This is a genomic window from Parasphingomonas zepuensis (assembly GCF_036663735.1).
Lineage (GTDB): Bacteria > Pseudomonadota > Alphaproteobacteria > Sphingomonadales > Sphingomonadaceae > Sphingomonas.
On the sequence record NZ_JAXOJO010000009.1, the window covers coordinates 44315 to 66410 of the forward strand.

Annotated in this window: 20 protein-coding genes; 8 read left to right on the forward strand and 12 right to left on the reverse strand. The window is 64.9% G+C overall.

The features are described 5' to 3' along the window. Window positions 1-19: 19 nt before the first annotated feature. From U1769_RS23740 to U1769_RS23755, 4 genes are all read right to left on the reverse strand, one after another. Window positions 20-2263, reverse strand: a complete 2244-nt coding sequence (locus U1769_RS23740; protein WP_332720636.1) for a TonB-dependent receptor — start codon at window positions 2261-2263, stop codon at window positions 20-22. An 85-nt stretch (window positions 2264-2348) separates the two neighbouring features. Further along, window positions 2349-3251, reverse strand: a complete 903-nt coding sequence (locus U1769_RS23745; RefSeq protein WP_332720637.1) for a beta-keto acid cleavage family enzyme — start codon at window positions 3249-3251, stop codon at window positions 2349-2351. A gap of 141 nt (window positions 3252-3392) precedes the next feature. Beyond that, on the reverse strand, window positions 3393-4181 hold the full coding sequence (gene map / locus U1769_RS23750) for a type I methionyl aminopeptidase (RefSeq protein ID WP_332720638.1): 789 nt from the start codon (window positions 4179-4181) through the stop codon (window positions 3393-3395). Further along, window positions 4178-4390, reverse strand: coding sequence for a ParD-like family protein (locus tag U1769_RS23755; protein ID WP_332720639.1), 213 nt, complete (start codon window positions 4388-4390; stop codon window positions 4178-4180). The genes map and U1769_RS23755 overlap by 4 nt, the downstream gene beginning before the upstream one ends. 110 nt (window positions 4391-4500) lie before the next feature. On the opposite strand from U1769_RS23755, the gene U1769_RS23760 reads away from it, so the two are divergent. The 5 genes from U1769_RS23760 (at window position 4501) to U1769_RS23780 (ending at window position 10189) form a co-directional block, all read left to right on the forward strand. Continuing rightward, a complete protein-coding gene (locus U1769_RS23760; protein ID WP_332720640.1) occupies window positions 4501-5763 on the forward strand; it encodes an RNA polymerase sigma factor in 1263 nt (420 codons plus the stop codon). A gap of 112 nt (window positions 5764-5875) precedes the next feature. Next, window positions 5876-6307, forward strand: coding sequence for a MarR family winged helix-turn-helix transcriptional regulator (locus U1769_RS23765; protein WP_332720641.1), 432 nt, complete (start codon window positions 5876-5878; stop codon window positions 6305-6307). Window positions 6308-6393: 86 nt separating this feature from the next. Further along, window positions 6394-6900 carry a 2Fe-2S iron-sulfur cluster-binding protein gene (locus U1769_RS23770; protein WP_332720642.1) on the forward strand — a complete coding sequence of 169 codons (507 nt, stop codon included), beginning with the start codon at window positions 6394-6396 and terminating at the stop codon, window positions 6898-6900. Continuing rightward, window positions 6897-7880: an FAD binding domain-containing protein gene (locus U1769_RS23775; RefSeq protein ID WP_332720643.1), complete on the forward strand. Its 984-nt coding sequence runs from the start codon at window positions 6897-6899 to the stop codon at window positions 7878-7880. Before U1769_RS23770 ends, U1769_RS23775 begins: the two co-directional genes overlap by 4 nt. Continuing rightward, window positions 7877-10189: a xanthine dehydrogenase family protein molybdopterin-binding subunit gene (locus U1769_RS23780; RefSeq protein WP_332720644.1), complete on the forward strand. Its 2313-nt coding sequence runs from the start codon at window positions 7877-7879 to the stop codon at window positions 10187-10189. The genes U1769_RS23775 and U1769_RS23780 overlap by 4 nt, the downstream gene beginning before the upstream one ends. Before the next feature lie 10 nt (window positions 10190-10199). Here U1769_RS23780 and U1769_RS23785 read toward each other — a convergent pair whose 3' ends face one another. The 8 genes from U1769_RS23785 to U1769_RS23820 all read right to left on the reverse strand — a co-directional run bounded on the left by U1769_RS23785 (window position 10200) and on the right by U1769_RS23820 (window position 18318). Next, on the reverse strand, window positions 10200-10502 hold the full coding sequence (locus tag U1769_RS23785) for a UBP-type zinc finger domain-containing protein (protein ID WP_332720645.1): 303 nt from the start codon (window positions 10500-10502) through the stop codon (window positions 10200-10202). Between the two features lie 43 nt (window positions 10503-10545). Then, entirely contained in the window at window positions 10546-11220 is a 675-nt protein-coding gene (locus tag U1769_RS23790; RefSeq protein WP_332720646.1) for an FABP family protein, read from the reverse strand. Between the two features lie 45 nt (window positions 11221-11265). After that, window positions 11266-12462 (reverse strand): MFS transporter, encoded by a 1197-nt coding sequence (locus tag U1769_RS23795; RefSeq protein ID WP_443030450.1) that lies wholly within the window; start codon window positions 12460-12462, stop codon window positions 11266-11268. A gap of 234 nt (window positions 12463-12696) precedes the next feature. Then, window positions 12697-13233 (reverse strand): hypothetical protein, encoded by a 537-nt coding sequence (locus U1769_RS23800; protein ID WP_332720647.1) that lies wholly within the window; start codon window positions 13231-13233, stop codon window positions 12697-12699. A 262-nt stretch (window positions 13234-13495) separates the two neighbouring features. Beyond that, the gene (locus U1769_RS23805) at window positions 13496-14065 is read right to left on the reverse strand and encodes a hypothetical protein (protein WP_332720648.1); all 570 of its coding nucleotides are present in this window, start codon (window positions 14063-14065) and stop codon (window positions 13496-13498) included. Between the two features lie 456 nt (window positions 14066-14521). Continuing rightward, window positions 14522-16207: a hypothetical protein gene (locus U1769_RS23810; RefSeq protein ID WP_332720649.1), complete on the reverse strand. Its 1686-nt coding sequence runs from the start codon at window positions 16205-16207 to the stop codon at window positions 14522-14524. Between the two features lie 388 nt (window positions 16208-16595). Further along, entirely contained in the window at window positions 16596-16850 is a 255-nt protein-coding gene (locus U1769_RS23815) for a DUF6356 family protein (RefSeq protein ID WP_332720650.1), read from the reverse strand. 34 nt (window positions 16851-16884) lie between these two features. Continuing rightward, window positions 16885-18318, reverse strand: coding sequence for a glutamate ligase domain-containing protein (locus U1769_RS23820; RefSeq protein ID WP_332720651.1), 1434 nt, complete (start codon window positions 18316-18318; stop codon window positions 16885-16887). 51 nt (window positions 18319-18369) lie between these two features. Between U1769_RS23820 and U1769_RS23825 the strand changes: the two genes are divergently transcribed. The 3 genes from U1769_RS23825 to infC all read left to right on the forward strand — a co-directional run bounded on the left by U1769_RS23825 (window position 18370) and on the right by infC (window position 21951). Next, on the forward strand, window positions 18370-19188 hold the full coding sequence (locus U1769_RS23825) for an LD-carboxypeptidase (protein ID WP_332720652.1): 819 nt from the start codon (window positions 18370-18372) through the stop codon (window positions 19186-19188). A gap of 112 nt (window positions 19189-19300) precedes the next feature. After that, entirely contained in the window at window positions 19301-21304 is a 2004-nt protein-coding gene (gene thrS, locus U1769_RS23830; RefSeq protein ID WP_332720695.1) for a threonine--tRNA ligase, read from the forward strand. A 110-nt stretch (window positions 21305-21414) separates the two neighbouring features. After that, a complete protein-coding gene (infC, locus tag U1769_RS23835) occupies window positions 21415-21951 on the forward strand; it encodes a translation initiation factor IF-3 (RefSeq protein WP_299913759.1) in 537 nt (178 codons plus the stop codon). Window positions 21952-22096: the final 145 nt, after the last annotated feature.

The window sequence follows — 22096 nt, forward strand, 5'->3', positions numbered from 1 at the left end:
CGGGCGCGCTGGAGCGGTTTCAGAACGAGCCCGACAATCGCATGCCAAAGGTCCGTGGCGCGCGCAGGGTCGCGGCGACGACGCCATTGGCGGAATAGGACGGATTCGGCGTGGCGTTGCTGATGACGACCTTGTCCTCGATATTGTTGACGTACGCGCTAATGCTCAGGCCGTTGCCCTGGAAACGATAGGTCAGCACGGCGTCGGTCCGGGTCGAACGGCCGGCCCGCGTTTCGGGGATGTAGCTGATGTCCAGCTCGCGCGGCCCTTCATAGCGGCTGAAGACGTTGGCGACGATACGATCGCCCGAGGCCAGCGGGAAGCTCTGTTCGAACGAGGCGGCAAATACCCATTCCGGCGAGCGTAACGCCCGCAGCCCGCTGCAATCGACGATCGTGCCGGTGATCCGGCACTGCGATGTCGCGGCCGGCGTCGCGATCGTGTTGTACACCAGCTCGTTGACCCTGGCATCGAGCCACTGCGCCTGCAGGCCGACACGGGTCGTGCTGGTCACCAGCACCTCCGCCTCCACTTCGACACCCTTTGTGCGGACCTGGCCGATATTCTCCGTGACGAGCACCACGGCCGGCGGGATCAGCTTGACGTATCCGAGTTGCTGATCGCGATAATTCAGGAGGAACGCTTCTGCATTGATCTGCAGGCGGTTGTCGAAAAACCGGTTCTTCGTCCCGACCGTATAGGCAGTGACTTTTTCCGGGGCGTAGGTGTTTGCGCCGGGCGGGCCGAGGAAAAAGCCGCCCGCCTTGAACCCCGTCCCGACATTGGCATAGATCAGCGAGCGCGAACCCGCGTCGAATTCGACCCCCGCGCGCCACGTCACCGCATCGAACGTCAGCGACTGATCGACCACGAATGCCGGGGCCCCGACGGGAATGACGGGTATCACCGGATCGGGGCCGGGCACGTTGCGCACCGTGAAGCGTTCGCTGTCGCTGGTCTTGCGTTCCCAGGTGTAGCGCAGGCCACCCGTCAACCGGAGTGCCGGCGTAACGGCGAAGGTCAGCTGGCCGAAGGCGGCGGCCGTCTCCCCCGAGGTATTGATCAGCTGGTCGCTATAGGTCCGCGCTGCCGCGCTCTCGGTGTTGGACCGCGCCGACGCGCTGGTGTGGAGATAATAGCCGCCGATCAGCCAGCCGAAACGATTCCCGGTGGGCGAAGCGAACCGCGCTTCCATCGACACCTGTTCCGGCCGCTGCTTTTCCAGAATCTGGAAGCCCGCCTGGGTGGAATTATACTGGATGTTGGATTTTCGGTACGCCGGGATGAGCGTCAGGGTGCCGAAGTCGGTCCTGATATCGGCGTTGGCGAGCAGCCCGTAATAATGGCTATCGATGAACTGACGCTCGCTTTGCGGCGCCAGCGGAGCATAGGCGGCATCCTGATCGGACAGGCTGGTCCAGGGATCGCCGATGAAGCAGGCGCCCGTTGCGCAGCGTTTGCGCACGGTGGCGCCGCCGCCGCGCCCGCCCTGGTGCGTGTAATCGCCGACGATGTCGAGCGTGACCGCGCTGGACGGTTCGAACCGGTAAGACAGGCGCGCCGCCTGGCCCAGCTCGTCTTCCGTTCCATCGGAGAAGAAGCCTTCGCGGTGGAGAATCTGGAAGGCGGCGCGCACTGCGCTGCGGTCGCCGAGTGGAAGATTGACCGCGCCGGAGGCCGCCACGCGCTCAAAATTCCCGACTTCCAGATTGAGCAGGGCGCTGCGGTCGCCGATCCGTGCGCGTCGTGGAAGGATGTTGATCGCGCCGCCCGTCGCGTTGCGGCCATAGAGCGTCCCCTGCGGCCCTTTCAGTACTTCGACGCGTTCGAGATCGTAGAACAGGCCCTGTACCGCCGTTGGCGTCGCGAGATAGACCCCCGACAGGTTGACGGCGATTGCGGGATCCGAAAACGCGTTGCCGCCGAAGTTGCTGACGCTGCGGATGGTGAAGACGGTATAGGGGCCGGCCGCGGGCGAGACCTGCAGCGCCGGCGCCACCTGAGTCAGGTCCGCCGCGGTGGTCACGCCGCGCCGTGCCAGAGTATCACCGGACACGGCGGTCACCGAGACCGCGGCACGTTGCAGATTCTCCTCGCGCCGCTGTGCGGTCACGACGATATCCTCCAGCCCGACGGAATCGCCTTGTGACGCTTCCGCGCGGGGCGAAGCCGCAGCGTCGCCCGGCGCTTCCTGCGCATGCGCCACGACGGATACCAGGCTCAGGGCCGTCCCACTCAGCAGCGTTAAAAGCCGGTTCGACATACGCTCTCCCATCATTTTCATGTTTCTTTGCGGCCTACCGGCTTTGCGCGCCCGAATATGTCCTTCACGCGAAGGACAGCGCAGATCAGGAGGTCAGGCCGAACCGTGCGCGTGCCTCGTCCACCGTCGCGGGCGTGGCGCCGTAAATCGCCGCGATCTCGACTGCGGCGCGCACCATTTCGGTATTGTCGCGTGCGACCGATCCGTCGGGCAGGTGGATGCTGTCCTCCAGGCCGACGCGGACCAGATCGCAGTTCATTGCCATGCCCAGCGTGACGAAGCGGAACATGTCGTGCCCGGTCGCGGTGACGCCGACGATCGCCTTGGGAAAAAGGCGCAGGCCCTCATCGATCGAGAAAATCACGTTGCGCGCGATGGCCGGAGTGGCGCCGAAGCCGCCGCCATGCAGCAGCCACATATTCTCGCGGTCGCGATCGAAAATGCCTTCATTGGCGTAGCGCAGGAGCCGGTGCAGCGCGCTCGCCTCGACCACTTCATATTCGAGGGCGGAGCCCCGCGCGTAAACTGCCTTGATCGTGCTTTTCAGCAGTTCGGGGGAATTCACATAGGGTGTTTCGCCGGGATAGTTGCCACCCGGATTGTAGAAGTCGGCCGAACCTGCCGCGATGCCGAACAGGTCCTGCGGTGGATCGATCGCGAGGATGCCCAGCCGCTCTTCGTCCGATGGCCAGTGCAACTGGCCGGTGGCCGGATCGCGGCGCACGCCGATGCCATTCGTCGTCTGGATAAGGATGGGCGAGCGCGCACGGATTTCGCGGATCGCCTCGGCATAGATGGCCTTGTCGCCGCTGTTCGCGCCGTCCGGGCCGCGCGCATGGAAATGCACCATCGCCGCGCCCGCTTCGTAGCAGCGCGCCGCGGCCTCGCCAATTTCGGCTGGTTGCTTGGGCACGACCGCGCCGTCGCGATCCTGCTGCATACCGCCGTTGATGGCGACCGTAATGATGACCTTGTTGTCGGCTAGCATCCACATTTCTCCCGGGTTTCCACCGGGGGTAGCGAGCCGCGCGCTGGCCGTCTGTCCTTTCCCCAGAGGACAAACGTCGTGAGGATGGATCGACTGAACGGGGCGCTTGCGAAGGGCGGCGCGCCGATCGCCGCCGCTACGCTATGCCGCCAGCCTGAACTTCCGCGCCATGGGAAGCTCGTCGGGCCGCAGCGTGAGCACCCGGGCGCCCGTCGCGGTGACGGCGACGGTGTGTTCGAATTGTGCCGAGAGCGATCCGTCGCTGGTGACGACCGTCCAGCCATCGGCTTCGGTCTTCACGCTGCGCCGCCCCTGGTTGAGCATCGGCTCTATCGTAAAGACCATGTTCTCGCGCAGCACCAGGCCGGTGCCTGGTTTGCCGAAATGCAGGACCTGCGGTTCTTCGTGCATTTCCCGGCCAATGCCGTGCCCGCAATATTCCCGCACGACCGAATAGCCGTTGCGCTTGGCGTGGCGTTCGATCGCCCAGCCGATATCGCCGAGCCGCGCGCCGGCCCGGACCTGGCCGATGCCCTGCCACAGCGCCTCATGGGTGACCCGGGCCAGCCGCGCGGCGGCGGGCCTGACCGTTCCGACGAGGTAGGTCTTGCTCGAATCGGCGATATAGCCGCTCTTCTCCAGCGTGATGTCGAAGTTCACGATATCCCCGTCCCGGAGGATGTCGGACGAGGAGGGGACTCCGTGGCAAACCACCTGGTTCACGGATGAATTAATGGCGAATTCATAGCCATATTGGCCCTTGCTGGCGGGCCTTGCCTTCAATTGCTGGACGATGAAGCTCTCGGCTGCGGTATCGACGTCGAGCGTGGACATGCCGGCGAGGGACAGGCCATCGAGAAACTGGAACACCGACGCCAGCAGGCGACCGGATTCCGTCATCAATGCGATCTCGTCCGGCCGCTTCGTCATGCCGCCTTCACCAGCAGCGGCTGAGTGGCGACGCCCGCCGCATCAAGCTCGCGCCGGACGATCTCGTTGAAGCTCAGCGCGGGATTGGTTTCGCACAGCATGCCGACCTTGATCCAGAACGCCGCCTGGGCATTGATCGACCGGAACGACACGGTGCTGGCCTTGCGCACCTGAGCGTGAAGCTCGTCGTCAATATTCACCAGGCCCATGATCTGCTCCGTATATGATTCGTATACGGATCATATATCGGGATGGATCGGGAAATCCAGTAGCCTGAAGGTCGGCTTGCCTCCCGCAGGGCGCTGGTCGAAAAGGCGGCATGGCTGCAGGCGAGACGCATCAGGCGATCGAAGCGATCTTCCGCATCGAGCGGGCCAGGCTCATCGCGGGCCTTGCCCGCTTCACGCGCAATGTCGACCGCGCCGAGGAACTGGCGCAGGACGCCCTCGTCATTGCCCTGACGGAATGGCCGCGGAGCGGCGTTCCGGGCAATCCCGGCGCCTGGCTGATGGCGGTCGCAAAGAACCGCGCCGTCGACGCGATGCGGCGCGAGACGATGCGCGAGCGCAAGCATGCGGAGATCGCGCGCGAGCTGGACGACGCGGTCGCCGAGCCCGAAGTGCGTCTGGGCGGGGACGACGATGCCGGCGACGAGCTGCTCGGCCTGATCTTCACGGCGTGCCACCCGATCCTTTCGGCCGATGCCCGCGCCGCGCTGACGCTGCGGATCGTCGGCGGCCTTACGACGGACGAGATCGCCCGGGCATTCCTGTCGAGCGAAGCGACGATCGCGCAGCGCATCGTCCGGGCGAAGAAGACGATCGGCAAGGCCGGGCTTGGCTTCGAAGTCCCGCGCGGCGCCGAGCGGGCGGCGCGGCTCGCCTCGGTGCTCGAGGTGATCTACCTGATCTTCAACGAAGGCTATGCCGCCACGGCGGGCGACGATCTCATCCGGCCGGACCTGTGCCGCGAGGCGCAACGGCTTGGCCGGATGCTGGCGGTGCTGATGCCGGGGGAGGCAGAAGTGCTCGGTCTGGTCGCCCTGATGGAGATTCAGGCATCGCGCCTGGCGGCCCGCACCGGGCCCGACGGCGCGCTGCTGACCCTGACCGAGCAGGATCGTGGACGTTGGGACCAGTTGCTGATCCGCCATGGCCTCGATGCGCTGGCCCGTGCCGAGGCGCTTGGCGAAGCGGCTGGAGGCCTGGGCCCCTATGGCTTGCAGGCGGCGCTGGCCGCCTGTCATGCGCGGGCGAAACGGGCTGCCGACACCGATTGGGTCAGCATCGCGGCGCTGTACGACCAGTTGCGCGTGGTGATGCCCTCGCCGGTGGTCGAGCTCAATCGCGCGGTCGCCCACAGCATGGCGTTCGGGCCGGAGACGGGCCTGCGGTTGCTTGACGGGATCGCGGACGCCGCTGCGCTCAGCGCTTATGCGCCCTTGCCGGCGGCGCGGGGCGACTTCCTGTTCCGCGCCGGCCGGCCGGCCGAGGCGCGTGCTGAATTCGAGGCGGCGGCCAAGCTCACCCGCAACGCGCGGGAGCGGGCGTTCCTGCTTGGTCGGGCGGAGGCGTGTGGCTGAAGGCGTCCTCGCGGCGGCGCTCGGCGTTACGGATCGCCGTCCGCAGGTTTCAACCGGCGATGGCCCATCAACACGACTGTAACATAAGGCCGGAGCGCGGTATGCGCCGTTCATGACCGAGCCGACCACCGACCAGCTTGCCACGCTTGGCGCCGCGTTCGAGACCTTCACGCGCCGCTACAAGCTGGCCGAGGCGATCGGCGCCGAGAAGCAGCTCAACGAACTCGACAAGCAGACTTTGCTGTACGTCGCCGGGCATCCGGCGTGCGGGCCGTCCGATATCGCGCGATTCCTGGCCGTGCCGAACACGACGATTTCCTCGGCCACCGATCGCCTCGTGAAGCGTGGCCTGCTCAATCGGGATCGCGTCGAGGGAGATCGTCGCGCCGTCGCGCTGCGGCTGTCCAGGGCAGGTGAAACCTATGCTTCCGCACAGGTGCAGGCACACCGCGACATCTCGCGGCGGATGCTCGAGCCGCTGTCGGCCGTCGAACGGGACCAGTTCATCGCGATGATTACGAAAATCGTATATCACGACGATTGAATAATACGATATTCGTACTATTCTTGGGATGAGCGCGGTTGTCGCGTTCGCGGCCGGCGACGGGCCGGCACAGGGATGGGACGCGAATGGCGATACGAATCAACGGCACCGATGTTGCGCCGCCAGAGGATGCGCGGGTCTCCCTGCTGGATCTTTTGCGCGACCGCCTGCAGCTGACCGGCACCAAGATCGGCTGCAACCAGGGCGCGTGCGGGGCGTGCACCGTGCTGATCGATGGCGAGCGCGTGCTGTCCTGTCTAACGCTGGCCGTGCAGGCCGATGGGCGATCCGTCACGACGATCGAGGGGCTGGGCAGCGCCGAGGACCTGCATCCGCTGCAGGCGGCGTTCATCGCGCATGACGGGTTTCAGTGCGGTTATTGCACGCCGGGCCAGATCTGCGCAGCGGCGGCGATGCTGCGCGAAGTCGAAGCGGGCATTCCGAGCTACGTCACCGCCGATCTGGTCGGCGAGCGGATCCTGCTGTCGCGGGAGGAAGTGCGCGAGCGGATGAGCGGCAATCTGTGCCGCTGCGGCGCGCATAACGGTATTGTTGATGCCATCCTGCAGGTCGCGTCGGAGCGCGCGGCATGACCCCGCTCAGCTATGTCCGCGCCGCTTCGGCGAGCGACGCCGCGCGGCTGGCCGGCGCGGCCGGGCACCGGTTGCTGGGCGGCGGCACCAACCTGGTCGACCTGATGCGCAAGGGCGTCGAGCAGCCGACGCAGCTGATCGACGTGACGGGCCTGTCCGACCTGATCGAACTGGCAGACGACGGCAGCCTGGTGATCGGCGCTGCCGCGCGCAACAGCGCCGTCGCAGCCCATCCGCTGGTCCGCACGCGCTATCCGATGCTGGCCCGGGCGATCCTGTCGGGCGCTTCGGCGCAGGTCCGCAACATGGCGACGGTCGCCGGGAACCTGATGCAGCGCACGCGCTGCGCCTATTTCAATGACGTCGCCGGCTCGCGGTGCAACAAGCGCGCGCCGGGCAGCGGCTGCGATGCGATCGGCGGGTTCAACCGCTATCATGCCATTCTCGGCGCCTCGTCCTCCTGCGTGGCCACCAACCCTTCGGACATGTGCGTGGCGCTCGCGGCGCTCGACGCGCGTGTGCATGTCGCTGGCATTGCCGGAGTCAGGACCATCGCCGTCGCCGAGTTCCACCGCCTGCCCGGCGACCGGCCCGATCTTGAGACGCTGCTCGACATCGGCGAGGTGATCGTCGCGATCGAGATCCCGCCATCGCCGGTCGCCCGCCAGCGCTACCGCAAGGTGCGCGACCGGGCGAGCTTCGCCTTCGCCCTGGTATCGGTGGCGGCGGGCGTGACGGTGCGGGACGGGCTGATCGACGAGGTCAGGATCGCGTTCGGCGGCATCGCGCCCAGGCCGTGGCGTGCGTTCGGCGCCGAGGCGGCGCTACGCGGCAGTCCGCCGGATGCCGAGGCATTCGCGGCGGCAATCGCCGACGAACTCGCGGCGGCCGAGCCGCTGGCGGGCAATGGATTCAAGGTGGCGCTGGCGCAGCGGACGCTGGTCGCCGTCCTCACCGAACTGAGCGGGAGCGATCGATGAGCCGGGTCCAGAATGTCGTCATCGGCTCGGTCAGGACCGTGCTTGGCTGGGTCCCGGCGCAGTGGCTGCCGGGTGGTTCCCCCGATCCGCTGATCGATCGCCGCGCGGCGATCGGGCGCCAGGCCTCGCGGCTGGACGGCCCGGTCAAGGTGACGGGACAGGCCCGCTTCGCCGCCGAAGTCGCGATGGAGGGGTTGAGCTACGCCACGCTGGTGCACAGCCCGGTGACGCGCGGGCGGATCACGCGCCTCGACACCAGCGCCGCCGAGGCGGCAGCCGGGGTGATCCTGGTGATGACGTACCGCAACATGCCGCGCATCGGCAGCGTACCGCTGATCAGCATGACCGACCTGACAGCCGTCGGTAACAGCAGCCTGCCGATCCTGCAGGACGCGGAGATCCGCTATAACGGCCAAGTCGTCGCGCTGGTGGTGGCGGAGACGCAGGAGCAGGCGGATCATGCGGCGTCGCTGATCGCGATCGACTATGCGGTCGACGCCGGCAACACCCGCTTCGAAGCGGCGAAAGCGACGGCCCGGACGCCGGCATCGATCCTGATCGAGAAGAACCATGTCTCGATCGGCAATGCCGAACGCGCGCTGGGCAAGGCGCCGCACCGGACCGACAATGTGTATCGCACGCCCGGCCACAACCATAATGCGATCGAGCTCCATGTCGTCACGGTGGCATGGGAAGACGAGTCGCTGATCGTGCACGACACGACCCAGATGGTCGCGCCGAGCGCCAATGCGCTCGCCAAGCTCTTCGGGCTGAAGAAGGGCCAGGTACGTGTGCTCTCGCCGTTCGTCGGCGGCGGCTTCGGCGGCAAGGGGCTGTGGGATCATCATGTCGTCGCCATCGCGGCGGCCAGGCTGGTCGGTCGCCCGCTGCGCCTGATGCTGAGCCGCGAGGGTGTCTACCGCATCATCGGCGGGCGCACCCCGTCCGAGCAGCGCGTGGCGATCAGCGCCGATGCGCAGGGCAACTTCACCGCGTTTGTCCACAGCGGCTATTCGGTCATGCCACCTTATGGCGCCTGCCCGGAGCAATATACGTTGGGCTCCCGCGCGCTCTACAGTGCGAAGAGCTACGAGATCCTTCAGCAGCATGTCGATCTCGATATCGTGCCGAACACCTTCATGCGCGCGCCGGGCGAAGCGATCGGCAGCTTCGCGGTCGAAAGCGCGGTCGACGAGCTGGCGCACGCGATGGGTACTGATCCGATCGCGCTGCGCCTGCGCAACACGCCCGACCGGCACCCGATATCGGGCGCCCCCTTTTCGCAGCACGCGCTGCACCAGGCCTATACCGACGGGGCGGCACGCTTCGGCTGGGACCAGTGGCAGGCCGAGCCGGGGGCACGATCCGAGGGAGAATGGCGTATCGGCATGGGCTGCGCGACCGGCAGCTTCCCCTATGTCCGGATGCCGGGGGCAAGCGTCCGTCTCACCCTGCGCAGCGACGGATCGGTCACCGTGTCCTGCTCGGCGCAGGAGATGGGCATGGGCACGGCGACCGTCCAGGCGCAGCATACCGCAGACCGGCTCGGCCTGCCGCTGGAGGCGATCACGGTCGAGATGGGTGATTCAGCGTTGCCGGCAGCGCCGATGGCGGGCGGGTCCGCGCAGACCGTGTCGATGGCGGGGGCGGTCGTCGCAGCCTCGGAGAAGCTGCTGGGCGAGTTGCTGCGTCTTGCCGGTAATGACAGCCCGCTCGCCGGCCTGCGCGCGGGCGAGGTCCGCCTGATCGATGAAGGCGTGGCCGGGATCGAGGAGCCGGCGCGCCATGAAAGCTATCGATCGATCCTCGCGCGCGCCGGGCGGGACTCACTGAGCGTCACCGCATCGGGAACGCCGCCGCTCGAGATGATGAAATTCGCGATGCACAGCTCCTCGGCGATCTTCTGCGAACTCCGGGTCAGTGCCGTCACCGGCGAGATCCGCGTCGACCGGCTGCTAGGCTCGTTCGACTGCGGCACCATTCTCAACCCGAAGACCGCGGCCAGCCAGTTCCGGGGCGGGATGATCATGGGCCTTGGCCTGGCGCTGACGGAGGAGACGCTGTTCGACGAACGCAGCGGGCGGATCATGAACGCGTCGCTGGCCGATTATCACATCCCGGCGCATCTCGACGTACCGGAGATCGAAGTGATGTGGACTGGCATCCCGGATCCGCGATCGCCGCTCGGCGCGCGCGGGATCGGCGAGATCGGCATCACCGGCGTGGCTGCGGCCGTCGCCAACGCCGTGTTCAACGCGACCGGCAAGCGCATCCGGGAGCTGCCGATCACGCTGGACAAGCTGTTGTAAGCGGCGCGCCCTACACGAACCGCGGAATGGGGCCGGGATGGGGCGTCTGGTCGGGCAGATCGACCTCGGTCTCATCGACATAACACCAGCCCCAGCCCTCGGGCGGGTCATAGCCTTCCATGATGGGATGAGCGGTCGCGTGGAAATGCTTCGTGGCGTGCTGGTTGGGGGACTGGTCGCAACAGCCGACATGACCGCACTCCCGGCATAGCCGCAGATGCACCCACCAGCTGCCGATCTTCAGGCATTCCTCGCAACCGGCGGCGCTGGGGACGACGTCATGGATGGTGGCCATGTGGGTGCAGCGGGTCATCGGTCATTCCTCGTCTCTGTGTCGTGTTGGCGCGGTCGCAAGCTCAGCCGGTTGGGGACGCACCGGCTTTCGGCGCTCGCCTGGCAAGAATCTGTGCCCATGGGTTCGGCCTGGCTTCACCGATGCGGTGCAGCGTGTTCTGGTCATGATGCACAAAGGGCTCCGTCGCGCCGTGCACGGTGAGCGTCGTCTCGATGTCATAGCTCCAGCTGCCATCGGCGTTGAAGTCGATGGCGATGCGATAGGCGTCAGTGCGAAAACCATATTCCAGGAAATCGGTCGAGCAGATGCCGTAGTTCGTCTCGCCCCGCGTTGCGGTGACCGTGATGCCGGTGTCGCCCGGCTTGCCCTGGCCCGAGGCGAGCAGCACCTGCCCGCGCGGGATCGCCAGCGTCTGCAGGATCAGGCCGGTGGCGGGCTCCCACAGCCAATAGCCGACCTGATCGTGGAAGGTGATGTCCTCTTCGACGGTGGTGATGTGGATGTGATAGCGCAGGCCGTAGAGCAGCTGCGGTCCGTTGGATTGCGGATCGATCGGCTCGAAACTGATGTGCTCGATGAACTCGCGGCGCTCCGGGCCGTCGGGCTTGGGCGCGACGTCGGCCCCTTTTTTCGCGCGCCATGTCCCCGCCAGCGGTAGCAGCGGCCCGAGATTGGCCAGCGTGTTTGGATCGACGTCCGCCGTTTCAGTGAAGATGTCGCGGGGAAAGGGGTTCATGAGCCTGTTCCTGAGCTGGAGGGCATGACGGGATGGGATCGGCGTTCAACGCTTACCGGCATGGCTGGCCAACTGCACGAGAACGGCGGCCAGGGAGAGCGCCCCGTCCAGCAGGGCGACCGCGCTCCATCCTCCGGCAATCCAGGCCTGGGTCGCCAGAGCCGAGCCGGCCGCGCCGCCCAGGAACATCGCGCCCATGAAGATGGTGTTGAGCCGCGCGCGTGCTTCGGGGCGCAGCGCATAGACGACATGCTGGTTGGAGATGAGCGCTGCCTGGACGGCAAAATCCAGCACGATCACGCCGACGACCAGGCCCGCGAGCGATACCCAGAGGCCGAATATGATCCAGGATATCAGGGTGAGCACGGCGCCAAGGATGATCGCCTGTTTCGGGCCACGCTTGTCCGCCATGCGCCCGGAGATCGGCGCGGCGAGGATGCCCACCGCGCCGACGATGCCGAACAGCCCGGCGATCTCCGCGCCAAGGCCGAAGCGGGGTTGCTGCAGCTGGAACGCCAGGATCGTCCAGAAGGCAGTGAAGGCGGCAAAGATCAGCGCCTGAGTCACCGCGGCAAGGCGCAACGCGCCGAATTCCCGCCACAGCCCGATCAGGGAGTGCATCAGTCCGGCATAGGTCAGCCCGGTCTCCGGCTGGCTGCGGGGCAGCTGCAGCGCCAGCCAGGCACAGGCGCCGAGCGCCATGGGCACGCCCAGCCAGTACATTTCCCGCCAGCCGGCATGGGACGCGACGAAGCCGGCGAGGGTGCGGCTCAACAGGATTCCACAGAACAGCCCCGCCATTACCTTGCCGACGGTCGCGCCTCGCTTCTCGGGTGCGGCCAGATGGGCGGCCAGGGGAACGATCTGCTGCGCGACGGTCGATGCCGCACCGAGCAGCAAGGATGCCACCAGGAGCAGGGCGGCAGTGGGCGCGAGCGCCGCAACGACGAGGGCGATGGCGAGCACGAGGAACTGGACGAGGATCAGCCGCTTGCGCTCGACCAGATCCCCCAGCGGGACCAGCAGGAAGAGACCCGCCGCATAGCCAAGCTGAGTTGCGGTCGGGACGAAGCCGGTGAGGCTGCCGGGCAGGTCCCGTTCCATCACGCCGAGCATCGGCTGATTATAATAGATGTTGGCGACCGCCACGCCGGCCGTCGCCGCCATCGCGAAGGTCAGCGTGCCGCTGATCGTATCGCTGGGCGGTGCCGGCTGGGCGGCGCGGGAAAGGGTTCCTGACATGGGCGTATCAAACGCAGAAGCCGGCGGATTGGCTTTTGTACATAAGTATTATTGTTCGCGTGGAGGGCGAATTGCCGGGAATCCGGGCGGTTGGAACGGGGGGCGTGAGCTGGGAGGCGGAGCGGTGATAAGTGGTGGAAGGCGACGGACAGCTTTCCGTGACGCATCCCGGAAAGCCGACACTCGCATCGCTTTAACGGCTGGGTACGAGGTCAGCCGTGAAGCGACATTACTCTACGGCTCGCATTCGACGCCGCGCAACCTCAAGGTTCGACATACTCGATCAAGTACGAAGTCGTTGTCGAGTTCATCCACGAAAAACTGTCCGCGTGAGAGGGCCATCATGCCGCTCGGCAGGCCATATAAAGGGCCTCTATTCGCGGAAGAGCCTTCGAGGTAGTATGCAAATGGCTTTTCAGCATTGATGCGCGGATCATAAGCTAGCGGCCGTTCCTCGATCCAGCGAGTGAACAGTTTTCTGGTCTTCGCGATGTCGGGAAACTGACTTACAGGCATTGGCAAGAAATGGACTGATCCAGTGGTCCACATAACGCCGCGACGAATGATTGGAAGGATTACCGTGACTACCGGTGACCTTGGTCCATCGATAGTGCCCTCATTGTTCAAGGCTAACGGTCCGGCTTGACGGAAATAGAGAGTATATCCTGTTGCGGTAAGGGTTTCTTCCGGCGGTTGGGACAACGCCCGGAACCATTGAAGCACTTCGCTGCTCTCATGGGGGTCCTCAACAAACCAAAACGAAGCCACCATAGCTCGTCTCACCCTTTCGCTCGACCATTGCCATAACGACACCACAGCAGATCGGAAATGTCCCGTTTCGGGTTCGCTCAAACGCGCCTGAGAAGGTTCAGGAACATTGTGTAACTGAATTAGCCATCCTCCTGCCTTGGAGCACCTCCCAGGCGACTCCGTACTCTGCAGGAGGATGGGCTAATTAAATTACACAATGTCCCCCGCTCTTGGGGATCGTTGTGATGGGAACGCAAGCCCCCTTCCGCGCGACGAGGGGGCGCTATTCGGCCGGCAAGGCGGGAGGGGAAACCGGGCCCTGATCGGGTACAAGCGGAAACTCCTGTTGAAAGGTGCCGAAATGGATGAGAAACCGCTGTAGCCTCATGATTCGATGCTGCCGTCCCGGGATGCTCATCGCCCGCGCTGCTGCGTCTTCACAGTCGAACACTAACGCGCGAAGCTCTCCGATGCACTCTTCTTCAATCGCCACCCGTTCCTCCGTCCATCGTCGAACATCATCCGCCATCGGCGAGGTCTGAAGGAAAATGTCGGCATACAGGCGGCTCCATCGCTTCATCCATTGAGTGTGCGCAGCTCCGGCAGGACCGAGACGCAAGATAACTTGGATGAGTGATATGACGGTGACAGTGGCGGCACCCATCTTGGCGAGCCAGCCGGGCGAGCCAGCAACCACATCGCCGAACGCCGAGGCGCCGGCGGCGATCGTTATGAGGGTGAATAGCGTGTCGAGGTTGCTTAGGAAAGCCGCCCGCCGCCGATGATATCTAGAGGAGTACTCTGCGCGATATAGTAGCTGCCAGCGGCACTCCTCCAACTCATCCTGCGTCACTTCTTCGGACGAGAAGGGGGAGCTTGCTCGGATGTAGTGCGGCCAGTCTGACTCTTGTTGCCGTATCCGTCGTTAAGCGGCGTTGGCTGTTGTGGGGGTGAAGGGCGGTGCCCGCCGCCGCCACGCTTTTCGTCTGCCATATCCCTGTCCTCCTATCTGGGACAATAAGAGAACATTCTGATTATTAGTCAAGGCTTGTAGGCTGATACCTGCTCTCGGACCATTCAGCTCCAGATCGCATCGCCTAAAACGTTAATCTTAGCGGACCGCGGCTTATCGAGCTTCAAGTTGCCGAGCGGCACGTTCACAAAGCGCTTCCTGCCTCCGAACCATTCTACCCAGGCTCGATCGCCTTCTAGGCGTTCAATCCAAGCGCAAGGGGCGACTGTAAAGGCGATTAACCCGATCAATGGCAATGACCAAGCTCCGCACATTGCGGGGGTTTCTATCTGTCGATCAAAGCCGAACACGCCACGACTTCAACCGGCGCTCCGTCTGGTAAGACCTTGCCGCCATTGTCTTCATCGCCTCTGCAAGGCGCTTGCTGAGCGTTTCCGCGTGTTCGACGCCCGACATGGCGAGTGTGTGGGCGAACTGGATCGAGCGCCTGAGTTCGGGGCCTTTCATCGCGTCGAACATGGCTATCAGTTGCTCAGCGGTAAGCGATGCAAGAAGCTGAACATCTTCTTCGCTCCATCCCTGTTGCGCGCTGATTTGAATTAGAACCTGACTTGGGTCGCGAGCGTCTACGAATGCTGCGCGCTTGGCCTCGAACGCGGCGACAAGCCTAGGATCGGGTGCGTCACTGGCCATGAAGTGATGTTCGTAAAGGTCAAAGAATGCTTTCCCCTCGTCCTTTCTCGCCTCCACGTAGCGATCAATCAGGTCGTCGGCCTCGGCGTTCATACCTGTTTCGCGAAGCAACCCGACGGTGCCACTCAGGTTGACTGGATTGATGATCGCGAGGTTTTCTAGCGCCCCCTTCTGAATGTCCTTGAGCAGCTTGTCGTCTGGTACCGAGAGATCATGCCAGTATTGATCCCACGCCTTCGCGTAGGAGTTGTCACGAGAGTTGTGGGCAATGGAAACTTCAAGCGCCTTCGCAGCATCCTTCAGCTTCTGCTCGTCGAAGAAGCCTTTTTCGACCCCATCGAAGATGACTAGGTCGAGATCATCGGCGTGGGTGAAGTCGTAGTTCTCAAGACGATCAGCCCACTTGGGGCGTTCCTCTTCATCGTCGCCCTTGCCCGCTTTGAGAGACATGACGAGGCGGTCGTAACTTTTCAGAGTCTCGAACGACGGTGCCTCGTTCGGCTGCAACTCGGCCCAGCCGCCTAGTGCAACAGACGCTACCGCTTGCTCGGTCACTTGCTTGTTGGTGGCTGCGAGGATCGCGCAGAGGCGAGCAGCCAATCGCTCGATCTTCTTAATGACGCGGATGTTGACGATGCCGAGCATGATCGTCCGTTTGCGAAGCATCTCTTCCAATTCGGTGTTGCCGGATAGGGCGATTGCAGCGGCCTCCTGAGGGTTCGGATCAAATACGAGCGAAACGTCCACGACCTTCTCAAGCTGCCGCTCGAACTCCTGCTTCTGGTCAGGGGCCATCTCTTCGTCGTTGAGGAGCAGGACCACCTTGCAGTTGCGTTGCTCCTTGAGCGCCGACGCAAGCCCCAGAACGTCCCGCTGCGCCAGGCCTTCACCGGCGCGCTCCAGGTCATCCAGGCACACCAACTGATTCTTCACGAGCATGTAAGCGCTGCGAAACAGGGCTTCGCCGCCATCCTTAGCACCAGCCAGCGCCAGAATGGGCTCGAGAAAACCCTTGGACTTTCGCCCCAAGTCAAAGCCCTTGCGGACGAGCGCGTTAACCGTCGATACGTCCGGCCCGGAAAGCAGGTGCTCGGGGGTAACCGTCGCTTCGAAGATCGAGTATTTCAGACTGTCCAGCGAGTTGAGCCCGAACAAGGAGACGTAGGCATAACTCTTGGACTTCAGGGTTCCGTCCCCTCCAATCTCAGCAAGCCACTTCCGCCACGCGAAGGTCTTTCCAACGCCCCACTTGCCTTTGATGCAGAGCACCTCGGGGCGGTTGTCGCGTAGAAACCGCTTAATCTCGGCTTCGATCAAAGCAGTGGACATTAGCGTCTCCATAGAGGGCAGACCGCTTTAAATACGCGGAGAGGGGCCAAGTTGCGAAGGCAAAAGGACCCCCGACTAATAGGTGGGCTGCGGACTCCACGGCGAACCTCGAACGCCATGGATACGCCGCGATCAGTCACTTGAGCATATCAACGGGCGTCCGAAACTGGGAAACCCAAAGAGCCGCCAAATGACTGGGTACGGGTCTCAACGGCTCCGCAAGATCTCGAATGAACGTCCGCCTTTAACGTCTAGCGTCCTGAAATAGTCCTGTCGGCAATCGGCCCAGATCAAGCCAAAGGCAGAGGCTGAATTAGCGCCCGCTTTTGAAAAGCGAAGAGCGTGGCGTGAATGTCGTATGTTGGGCGCTAGCGGCCACGACGGCCCGTCAGATCACATATTCGACGGTCGACATCTGAGTCTGCGCAGCACGCGCCGCGTTACGCTTGGTGACGAGTTCGGCGTGGAGCGCGGCGACGGTGTCGCTGCCGGCGGTCTTCCAGACGAAGGGCAGCACTGCGTGGAGCGTGCAGCGTGCGCCGCCCCACATCATCTTCAGGCCGAAGCCGGAGGCGACGCCGAAATGCTCGCCATAGCTTTCGCCGACCGAGGTCGGGTGATCGAGGAACAGGCGACGGAACATTGCTAGCCTCATGGTTGTGCGCGCAGCCAGGATATCACGCCTGCGGCGGGTTGGCAGCCCGGTTCGCGATCATTGCCAGCATATCCGCGGCGAGTTGACTGAGCGTATCGTCGCGGGCGCCCATTACGACGATGCGGTCGCCGGGGCGGGCCTGGGCCACGAGATGCGCCGCCGCGGCGGCACGTGCCGGGATATGCAGCGCTGCGCGGCCGGTGGCGGCGATATCGGCGACGATATCGCCGCTGGTCACCTCGCGGGCGACGGTGCCGCCCTGATAGACCGGATCGGGTAGGACGAGCAGGTCGTCGGGACCGAGCTTGCCGGCAAAGGTCGCGACCAGTTCGCGCCGCATCACCTTGAGCGGGCCGTAGCCATGCGGCTGGAACAGGACGAGCAGCCGGCCGGGAAAGGCGTGGAGCGTATCGAGCGTGGCGGCGATCTTGTCCGGGTTGTGCCCGAAATCGTCGATCACCGCGATATCGTCCGCCGTGCCGACCAGATCCATCCGACGCCTGAGCCCGGTGAAGCCGCCGATCGCGCGCGCCGCTTCGGCCAGTGGCACGCCCGCCGCGCGCACCGCTCCGATCGCGGCAAGCGCGTTGGAGACATTGTGGCGGCCGGGCACCTGCAGCGACACCGCGATCGGCGCCGCGCCGCGCTCCGACAGGCTGAAATCGACCCCGAACGGCCGCTCGACCAAGCCGAGCGCGACGAGATCGGCCGCGTCGCCGGGTGCGTCGCCGATGCGGAAGGTCAGGCGGCGCTCGGGCGGCAGGGTCATCGCCAGCGCCGCGCCGTCGCCATTGTCCAGGTTGATCACCGCGGTCGCCGCCCGCGCGATGAAGTCGCCGAACAGCGTGCGCAGCTCATCGAGCGACTTGTGATCGAGGCTGACATTGTTGAGCACCGCGATGCGCGGCCAGTAGAGCGCGATCGATCCGTCGCTCTCGTCGACTTCGCTGACAAAGGCCTCGCCGGCGCCGACCAGCGCGCTGGCGAAGGGCGCATCGGCGCTCGCGAAATTCTTCATCACCGCGCCGTTCATCACGGTCGGGTCGCGCCCGGTTTCGTGCAGGATCCAGCCGATCATGCCGGTGACGGTCGATTTGCCCGAAGTGCCGGCCACGCCGATCGGCAGCGCCGCGGCGTTGAACAGCCGGGCGAGCAGATCAGCCCGGCTCATGCGGGTCGCGCCGACCGCATCGGCGGCCACGATATCGGCGACGGTCGATTCCACCGCGGCCGAGGCGACGACGATCTGGCGATCCGAAACGATGCCGCTGCCGTCCTGCGGGAACAGCGCGACGCCCTTGGCGCGCAGATCGGCGAACTTGGCGGGAAGCCGGTCCTGATCGAGCGTCCGGTCCGATCCGGCGACCTTTGCGCCGGTGCCGGCGAGGATCATCGCCAGCGGCATCATGCCGCTGCCGCCGATCCCGACGAAGAAGTAGGATTTGCCGTCGTGCATGGCTGCGCGCTATCGCGGGATTCGAGGATCGGGGCAAGCGAGAGGGTGGCAATGCGGATCGGAATCGTCGCGCCCGGGAGGCCGATAGAGCGGGCCACCGCCGATCGCGCGGCCGCGGCCGCGGCGCTGTGGTTTCCAGCGGTGCAGCTGGATTTCCATCCGCAATGCTTCCTGAGCGATGGTGGCCATTTCGCCGGACCAGACGCAGCGCGCGCGGCGGCGTTCCTGGAGATGGCCAACGATCCGAAGATCGACGCCCTGTGGTTCGCGCGGGGCGGTTATGGCGCGAACCGCATTCTCGCCGCGGTGATGCCGCAGCTCGGGGTGGCGGCGGCGGCCAAGAGCTATTGCGGTTATTCCGACGCCGGTTTCGTGCTCGGCGCGCTCTATGCGGCGAAGATCGGCCGGCCGGTCCACGCGCCGCTGGTGAGCGATATCGGGCGCGCCGATGGCGGCGCCTCCTTCGCCCGGACGCTGGCCTGGCTCACTGAGGGTAACCGCCGCGTGCTGGAGCCGAGCCTGGGCAAGGAGCCGGCGGTCGCGTTCAACCTGTCGATCCTCAATGCGCTGATCGGCACGCCCTGGCTGCCCGATCTGGCCGGCCATGTGCTGATGATCGAGGATATCTCCGAGCCGCTCTACCGGATCGACCGGATGCTGTTCCAGATGGCGCACGCCACCCAGCTGAAGGGGCTCGCGGGAATCCGGATCGGGCGGGTGAGCGACGTGATCCCGAACGATCCGCCCTTTGCCGAGGATGTGCCGCAGGTGATCGAGCGCTGGTGCCGCGAAATGGGCGTCCCGCTGCTCGGTCCCGCGGATATCGGGCATGATGCGGAGAACAAGGTGGTGCCGTTCGGCCGCTTCTGACCGGTCGCTTGGCAGGTCGGCCTTTACTTAGAATCGCCCGGCGACTTGCCTATATAGGTCACGCGTGCATAAGCCGCGCTCCTTCAACACGTCAGAAAGTACCGATTTCGTCATGTCCGAGATGTTCCGCATAACGCTGCCCGACGGTTCCGTCCGTGAGGTAGCCCCGGGGACCACCCCGGCGGACATCGCCGCGGCGATCGGTCCGGGCCTGGCCAAGGCCGCCATCGCGGCGCGCGTCGACGGCGACTTGCGCGATATCATGCGCCCGTTCGAGGGCGACGCGCACCTCGCCCTGGTCACGTCGCGCGACGAGGCGGATGCGCTCGAGCTCGCGCGCCACGATTATGCGCATGTCCTGGCCGAGGCCGTGCAGAAGCTGTTCCCGGGCACGCAGATCACCTTCGGCCCTTCGACGGACGACGGCTTCTATTATGATTTCGCGCCCCCCAAAGTTAATGGTCGGGACCGCCCGTTCACCGAGGAGGACCTGCCCGCGATCGAGCAGGCGATGCGCGACATCATCGCCCGCAACGAGCCGCTCGTGCGCGAAGTTTGGCAGCGCGACGACCTGGTCGCGCTGTGGCGGCAGCAGGGCGAGACGTTCAAGGCCGAATGGGCCGCCGAACTGCCGGGTGACGAAGCGCTGACGGTCTATCGGGCCGGCACGTGGCTCGACATGTGCCGCGGGCCGCACCTTGCCTCCACGGGCAAGCTCGATCCGCAGGCGTTCAAGCTGACGCGCGTTTCCGGCGCCTATTGGCGCGGCGACCAGAACAATGCGATGCTCAGCCGCATCTACGGAACCGGCTGGCTGAACAAGAAACAGCTCGACCAGCATCTCTTCCGCCTGGAAGAAGCGGCCAAGCGCGACCATCGCAAGATCGGCCAGGAGATGGATCTGTTCCACCTTCAGCCCGAGGCGCAGGGATCGGTGTTCTGGCATCCCAAGGGTTTCATCCTGTGGCGCCAGCTCGAGGCCTATATGCGCCGCCGGCTCGATGCCGCCGGCTATGACGAAGTGAAGACGCCGCAGTTGATGGATGCGCGCCAGTGGGAGCAGTCCGGGCATTGGGGCAAGTACCGCGAGAACATGTTCGTGGTGCCGGACGAGATTCCCTCGACCGACGACGCGGCGCCGATCCTGTCGGGCAAGTCCGACCTGATGGCGCTGAAGCCGATGAACTGCCCGGCGCATATCCTGATCTTCCGCCAGGGCATCAAGTCGTACCGGGACCTGCCGATCCGCATGGCGGAATTCGGCTGCTGCCACCGCAACGAGCCGCACGGCGCGTTGCACGGCATCATGCGGGTGCGCCAGTTCACCCAGGACGACGCGCATATCTTCGCGCGCGAAGACCAGCTGATCGACGAGATCAAGGCGTTCTGCGACCTGCTCGACAGCGTCTATCGCGATCTCGGCTTCGAGAAATATGCGATCAAGCTGGCGCTGCGCCCGGACAATCGCTTCGGCGACGATGCGATGTGGGATCGGGCCGAGCAGATCCTGCGCGACGCGGTCGAGGCGACGGGCCGCGCGACCGAGGAATATGGCTGGGAAGAACTGCCGGGCGAGGGGGCCTTTTATGCGCCGAAGCTCGAATTCCACCTGACCGACGCGATTGGCCGGACCTGGCAGGTCGGCACGATCCAGGCGGACACGGTGCTGCCCGAACGACTCGACGCAAGCTATGTCGGTGAGGACGGCAATCGCCACCGCCCGGTGATGCTCCACCGCGCCATTCTCGGCACGTTCGAGCGCTTCATCGGCATCCTGATCGAGCATCATGCCGGCCGCTTCCCGCTCTGGCTCTCGCCGGTGCAGGCAGTGGTGGCGACGATCGTCTCGGACGCGGACGACTATGCGATGGTGGTGACGGAGAAGCTCGCCGCCGCCGGGCTGCGCGTGGAGACCGATCTTCGCAACGAGAAGATCAACTACAAGGTGCGGGAGCACAGCCTTGCCAAGGTCCCGAATCTCCTTGTCGTCGGCAAGCGCGAGGCGGAAGAAGGGACGGTGGCGCTGCGCCAGCTCGGCAGCGAGCGGCAGCAGATTCTGAGTCTCGACGAAGCGGTCGCCATGCTGAAGAAGGGCGCGACCCCGCCCGATCTTTAGGCGATCTGCAGGATGTTCCCGGCGAAAGCCGGGGGCATCTTCCCCAATACACGAAAAATCCCTATATCGCCCTGTCCAACAACCAAGGAGCAGTACCTATCCGTCCTCCCATGATCCGGCGCCCGCAAGGGGCGCCCGTGCCGCTCAACGGCCCGCGCTTCAACGAATTCATTGTCTCGCCCAAGGTCCGCGTGATCGATCAGGACGGCGAGAACCTCGGTGTCATGTACACCCGTGAAGCGATGGAGCAGGCACAGAGCGTCGGGCTCGACCTCGTCGAAGTGTCGCCCAACGCCGATCCCCCCGTCGCGAAGTTCCTCGACGTCGGCAAGTTCAAGTACGAGGCGCAGAAAAAGGCGAACCTCGCGCGCAAGTCGCAGAAGACGCAGGAGATCAAGGAGATCAAGATGCGTCCGAACATCGACGACCATGACTATGACACCAAGATGAAGAAGGTGATCGAGTTCATCGGCGAAGGCGACAAGGTGAAGATCACCCTGCGCTTCCGCGGTCGCGAGCTCAGCCACGGCCAGCTCGGCATGGCGCTGCTCCAGCGCGTCCAGGCCGATGTCGTCGAGACTGCCAAGGTCGAAGCCTATCCGCGCATGGAAGGCCGTCAGATGCTGATGGTCCTCGCGCCGAAGTAAAAGATTTTTCCGCGGCGACGGGTTCGCCGCGGAACTTTTCGGGCGTACGCGCCCCACCCCCATATTCCGTAGCGTCACCCCGACGGCCGACACGGCCGGGTCGGGCCTTTTGTGGCTGCGCTGCATCACCGACATTCAAAAAACC

Coding starts and splice junctions, on each gene's coding strand:
- U1769_RS23740 (WP_332720636.1), bottom strand. CDS start 2,263: ATGTCGAACCGGCTTTTAACGCTGCTGAGTGGGACGGCCCTGAGCCTG.
- U1769_RS23800 (WP_332720647.1), bottom strand. CDS start 13,233: ATGGTGGCTTCGTTTTGGTTTGTTGAGGACCCCCATGAGAGCAGCGAA.
- U1769_RS23810 (WP_332720649.1), bottom strand. CDS start 16,207: ATGTCCACTGCTTTGATCGAAGCCGAGATTAAGCGGTTTCTACGCGAC.
- U1769_RS23795 (WP_443030450.1), bottom strand. CDS start 12,462: ATGTCAGGAACCCTTTCCCGCGCCGCCCAGCCGGCACCGCCCAGCGAT.
- U1769_RS23820 (WP_332720651.1), bottom strand. CDS start 18,318: ATGCACGACGGCAAATCCTACTTCTTCGTCGGGATCGGCGGCAGCGGC.
- U1769_RS23760 (WP_332720640.1), top strand. CDS start 4,501: ATGGCTGCAGGCGAGACGCATCAGGCGATCGAAGCGATCTTCCGCATC.
- U1769_RS23780 (WP_332720644.1), top strand. CDS start 7,877: ATGAGCCGGGTCCAGAATGTCGTCATCGGCTCGGTCAGGACCGTGCTT.
- U1769_RS23815 (WP_332720650.1), bottom strand. CDS start 16,850: ATGTTCCGTCGCCTGTTCCTCGATCACCCGACCTCGGTCGGCGAAAGC.
- U1769_RS23745 (WP_332720637.1), bottom strand. CDS start 3,251: ATGCTAGCCGACAACAAGGTCATCATTACGGTCGCCATCAACGGCGGT.
- U1769_RS23775 (WP_332720643.1), top strand. CDS start 6,897: ATGACCCCGCTCAGCTATGTCCGCGCCGCTTCGGCGAGCGACGCCGCG.
- U1769_RS23770 (WP_332720642.1), top strand. CDS start 6,394: ATGGCGATACGAATCAACGGCACCGATGTTGCGCCGCCAGAGGATGCG.
- U1769_RS23790 (WP_332720646.1), bottom strand. CDS start 11,220: ATGAACCCCTTTCCCCGCGACATCTTCACTGAAACGGCGGACGTCGAT.
- map (WP_332720638.1), bottom strand. CDS start 4,181: ATGACGAAGCGGCCGGACGAGATCGCATTGATGACGGAATCCGGTCGC.
- U1769_RS23785 (WP_332720645.1), bottom strand. CDS start 10,502: ATGACCCGCTGCACCCACATGGCCACCATCCATGACGTCGTCCCCAGC.
- thrS (WP_332720695.1), top strand. CDS start 19,301: ATGTCCGAGATGTTCCGCATAACGCTGCCCGACGGTTCCGTCCGTGAG.
- U1769_RS23765 (WP_332720641.1), top strand. CDS start 5,876: ATGACCGAGCCGACCACCGACCAGCTTGCCACGCTTGGCGCCGCGTTC.
- infC (WP_299913759.1), top strand. CDS start 21,415: ATGATCCGGCGCCCGCAAGGGGCGCCCGTGCCGCTCAACGGCCCGCGC.
- U1769_RS23825 (WP_332720652.1), top strand. CDS start 18,370: ATGCGGATCGGAATCGTCGCGCCCGGGAGGCCGATAGAGCGGGCCACC.
- U1769_RS23755 (WP_332720639.1), bottom strand. CDS start 4,390: ATGGGCCTGGTGAATATTGACGACGAGCTTCACGCTCAGGTGCGCAAG.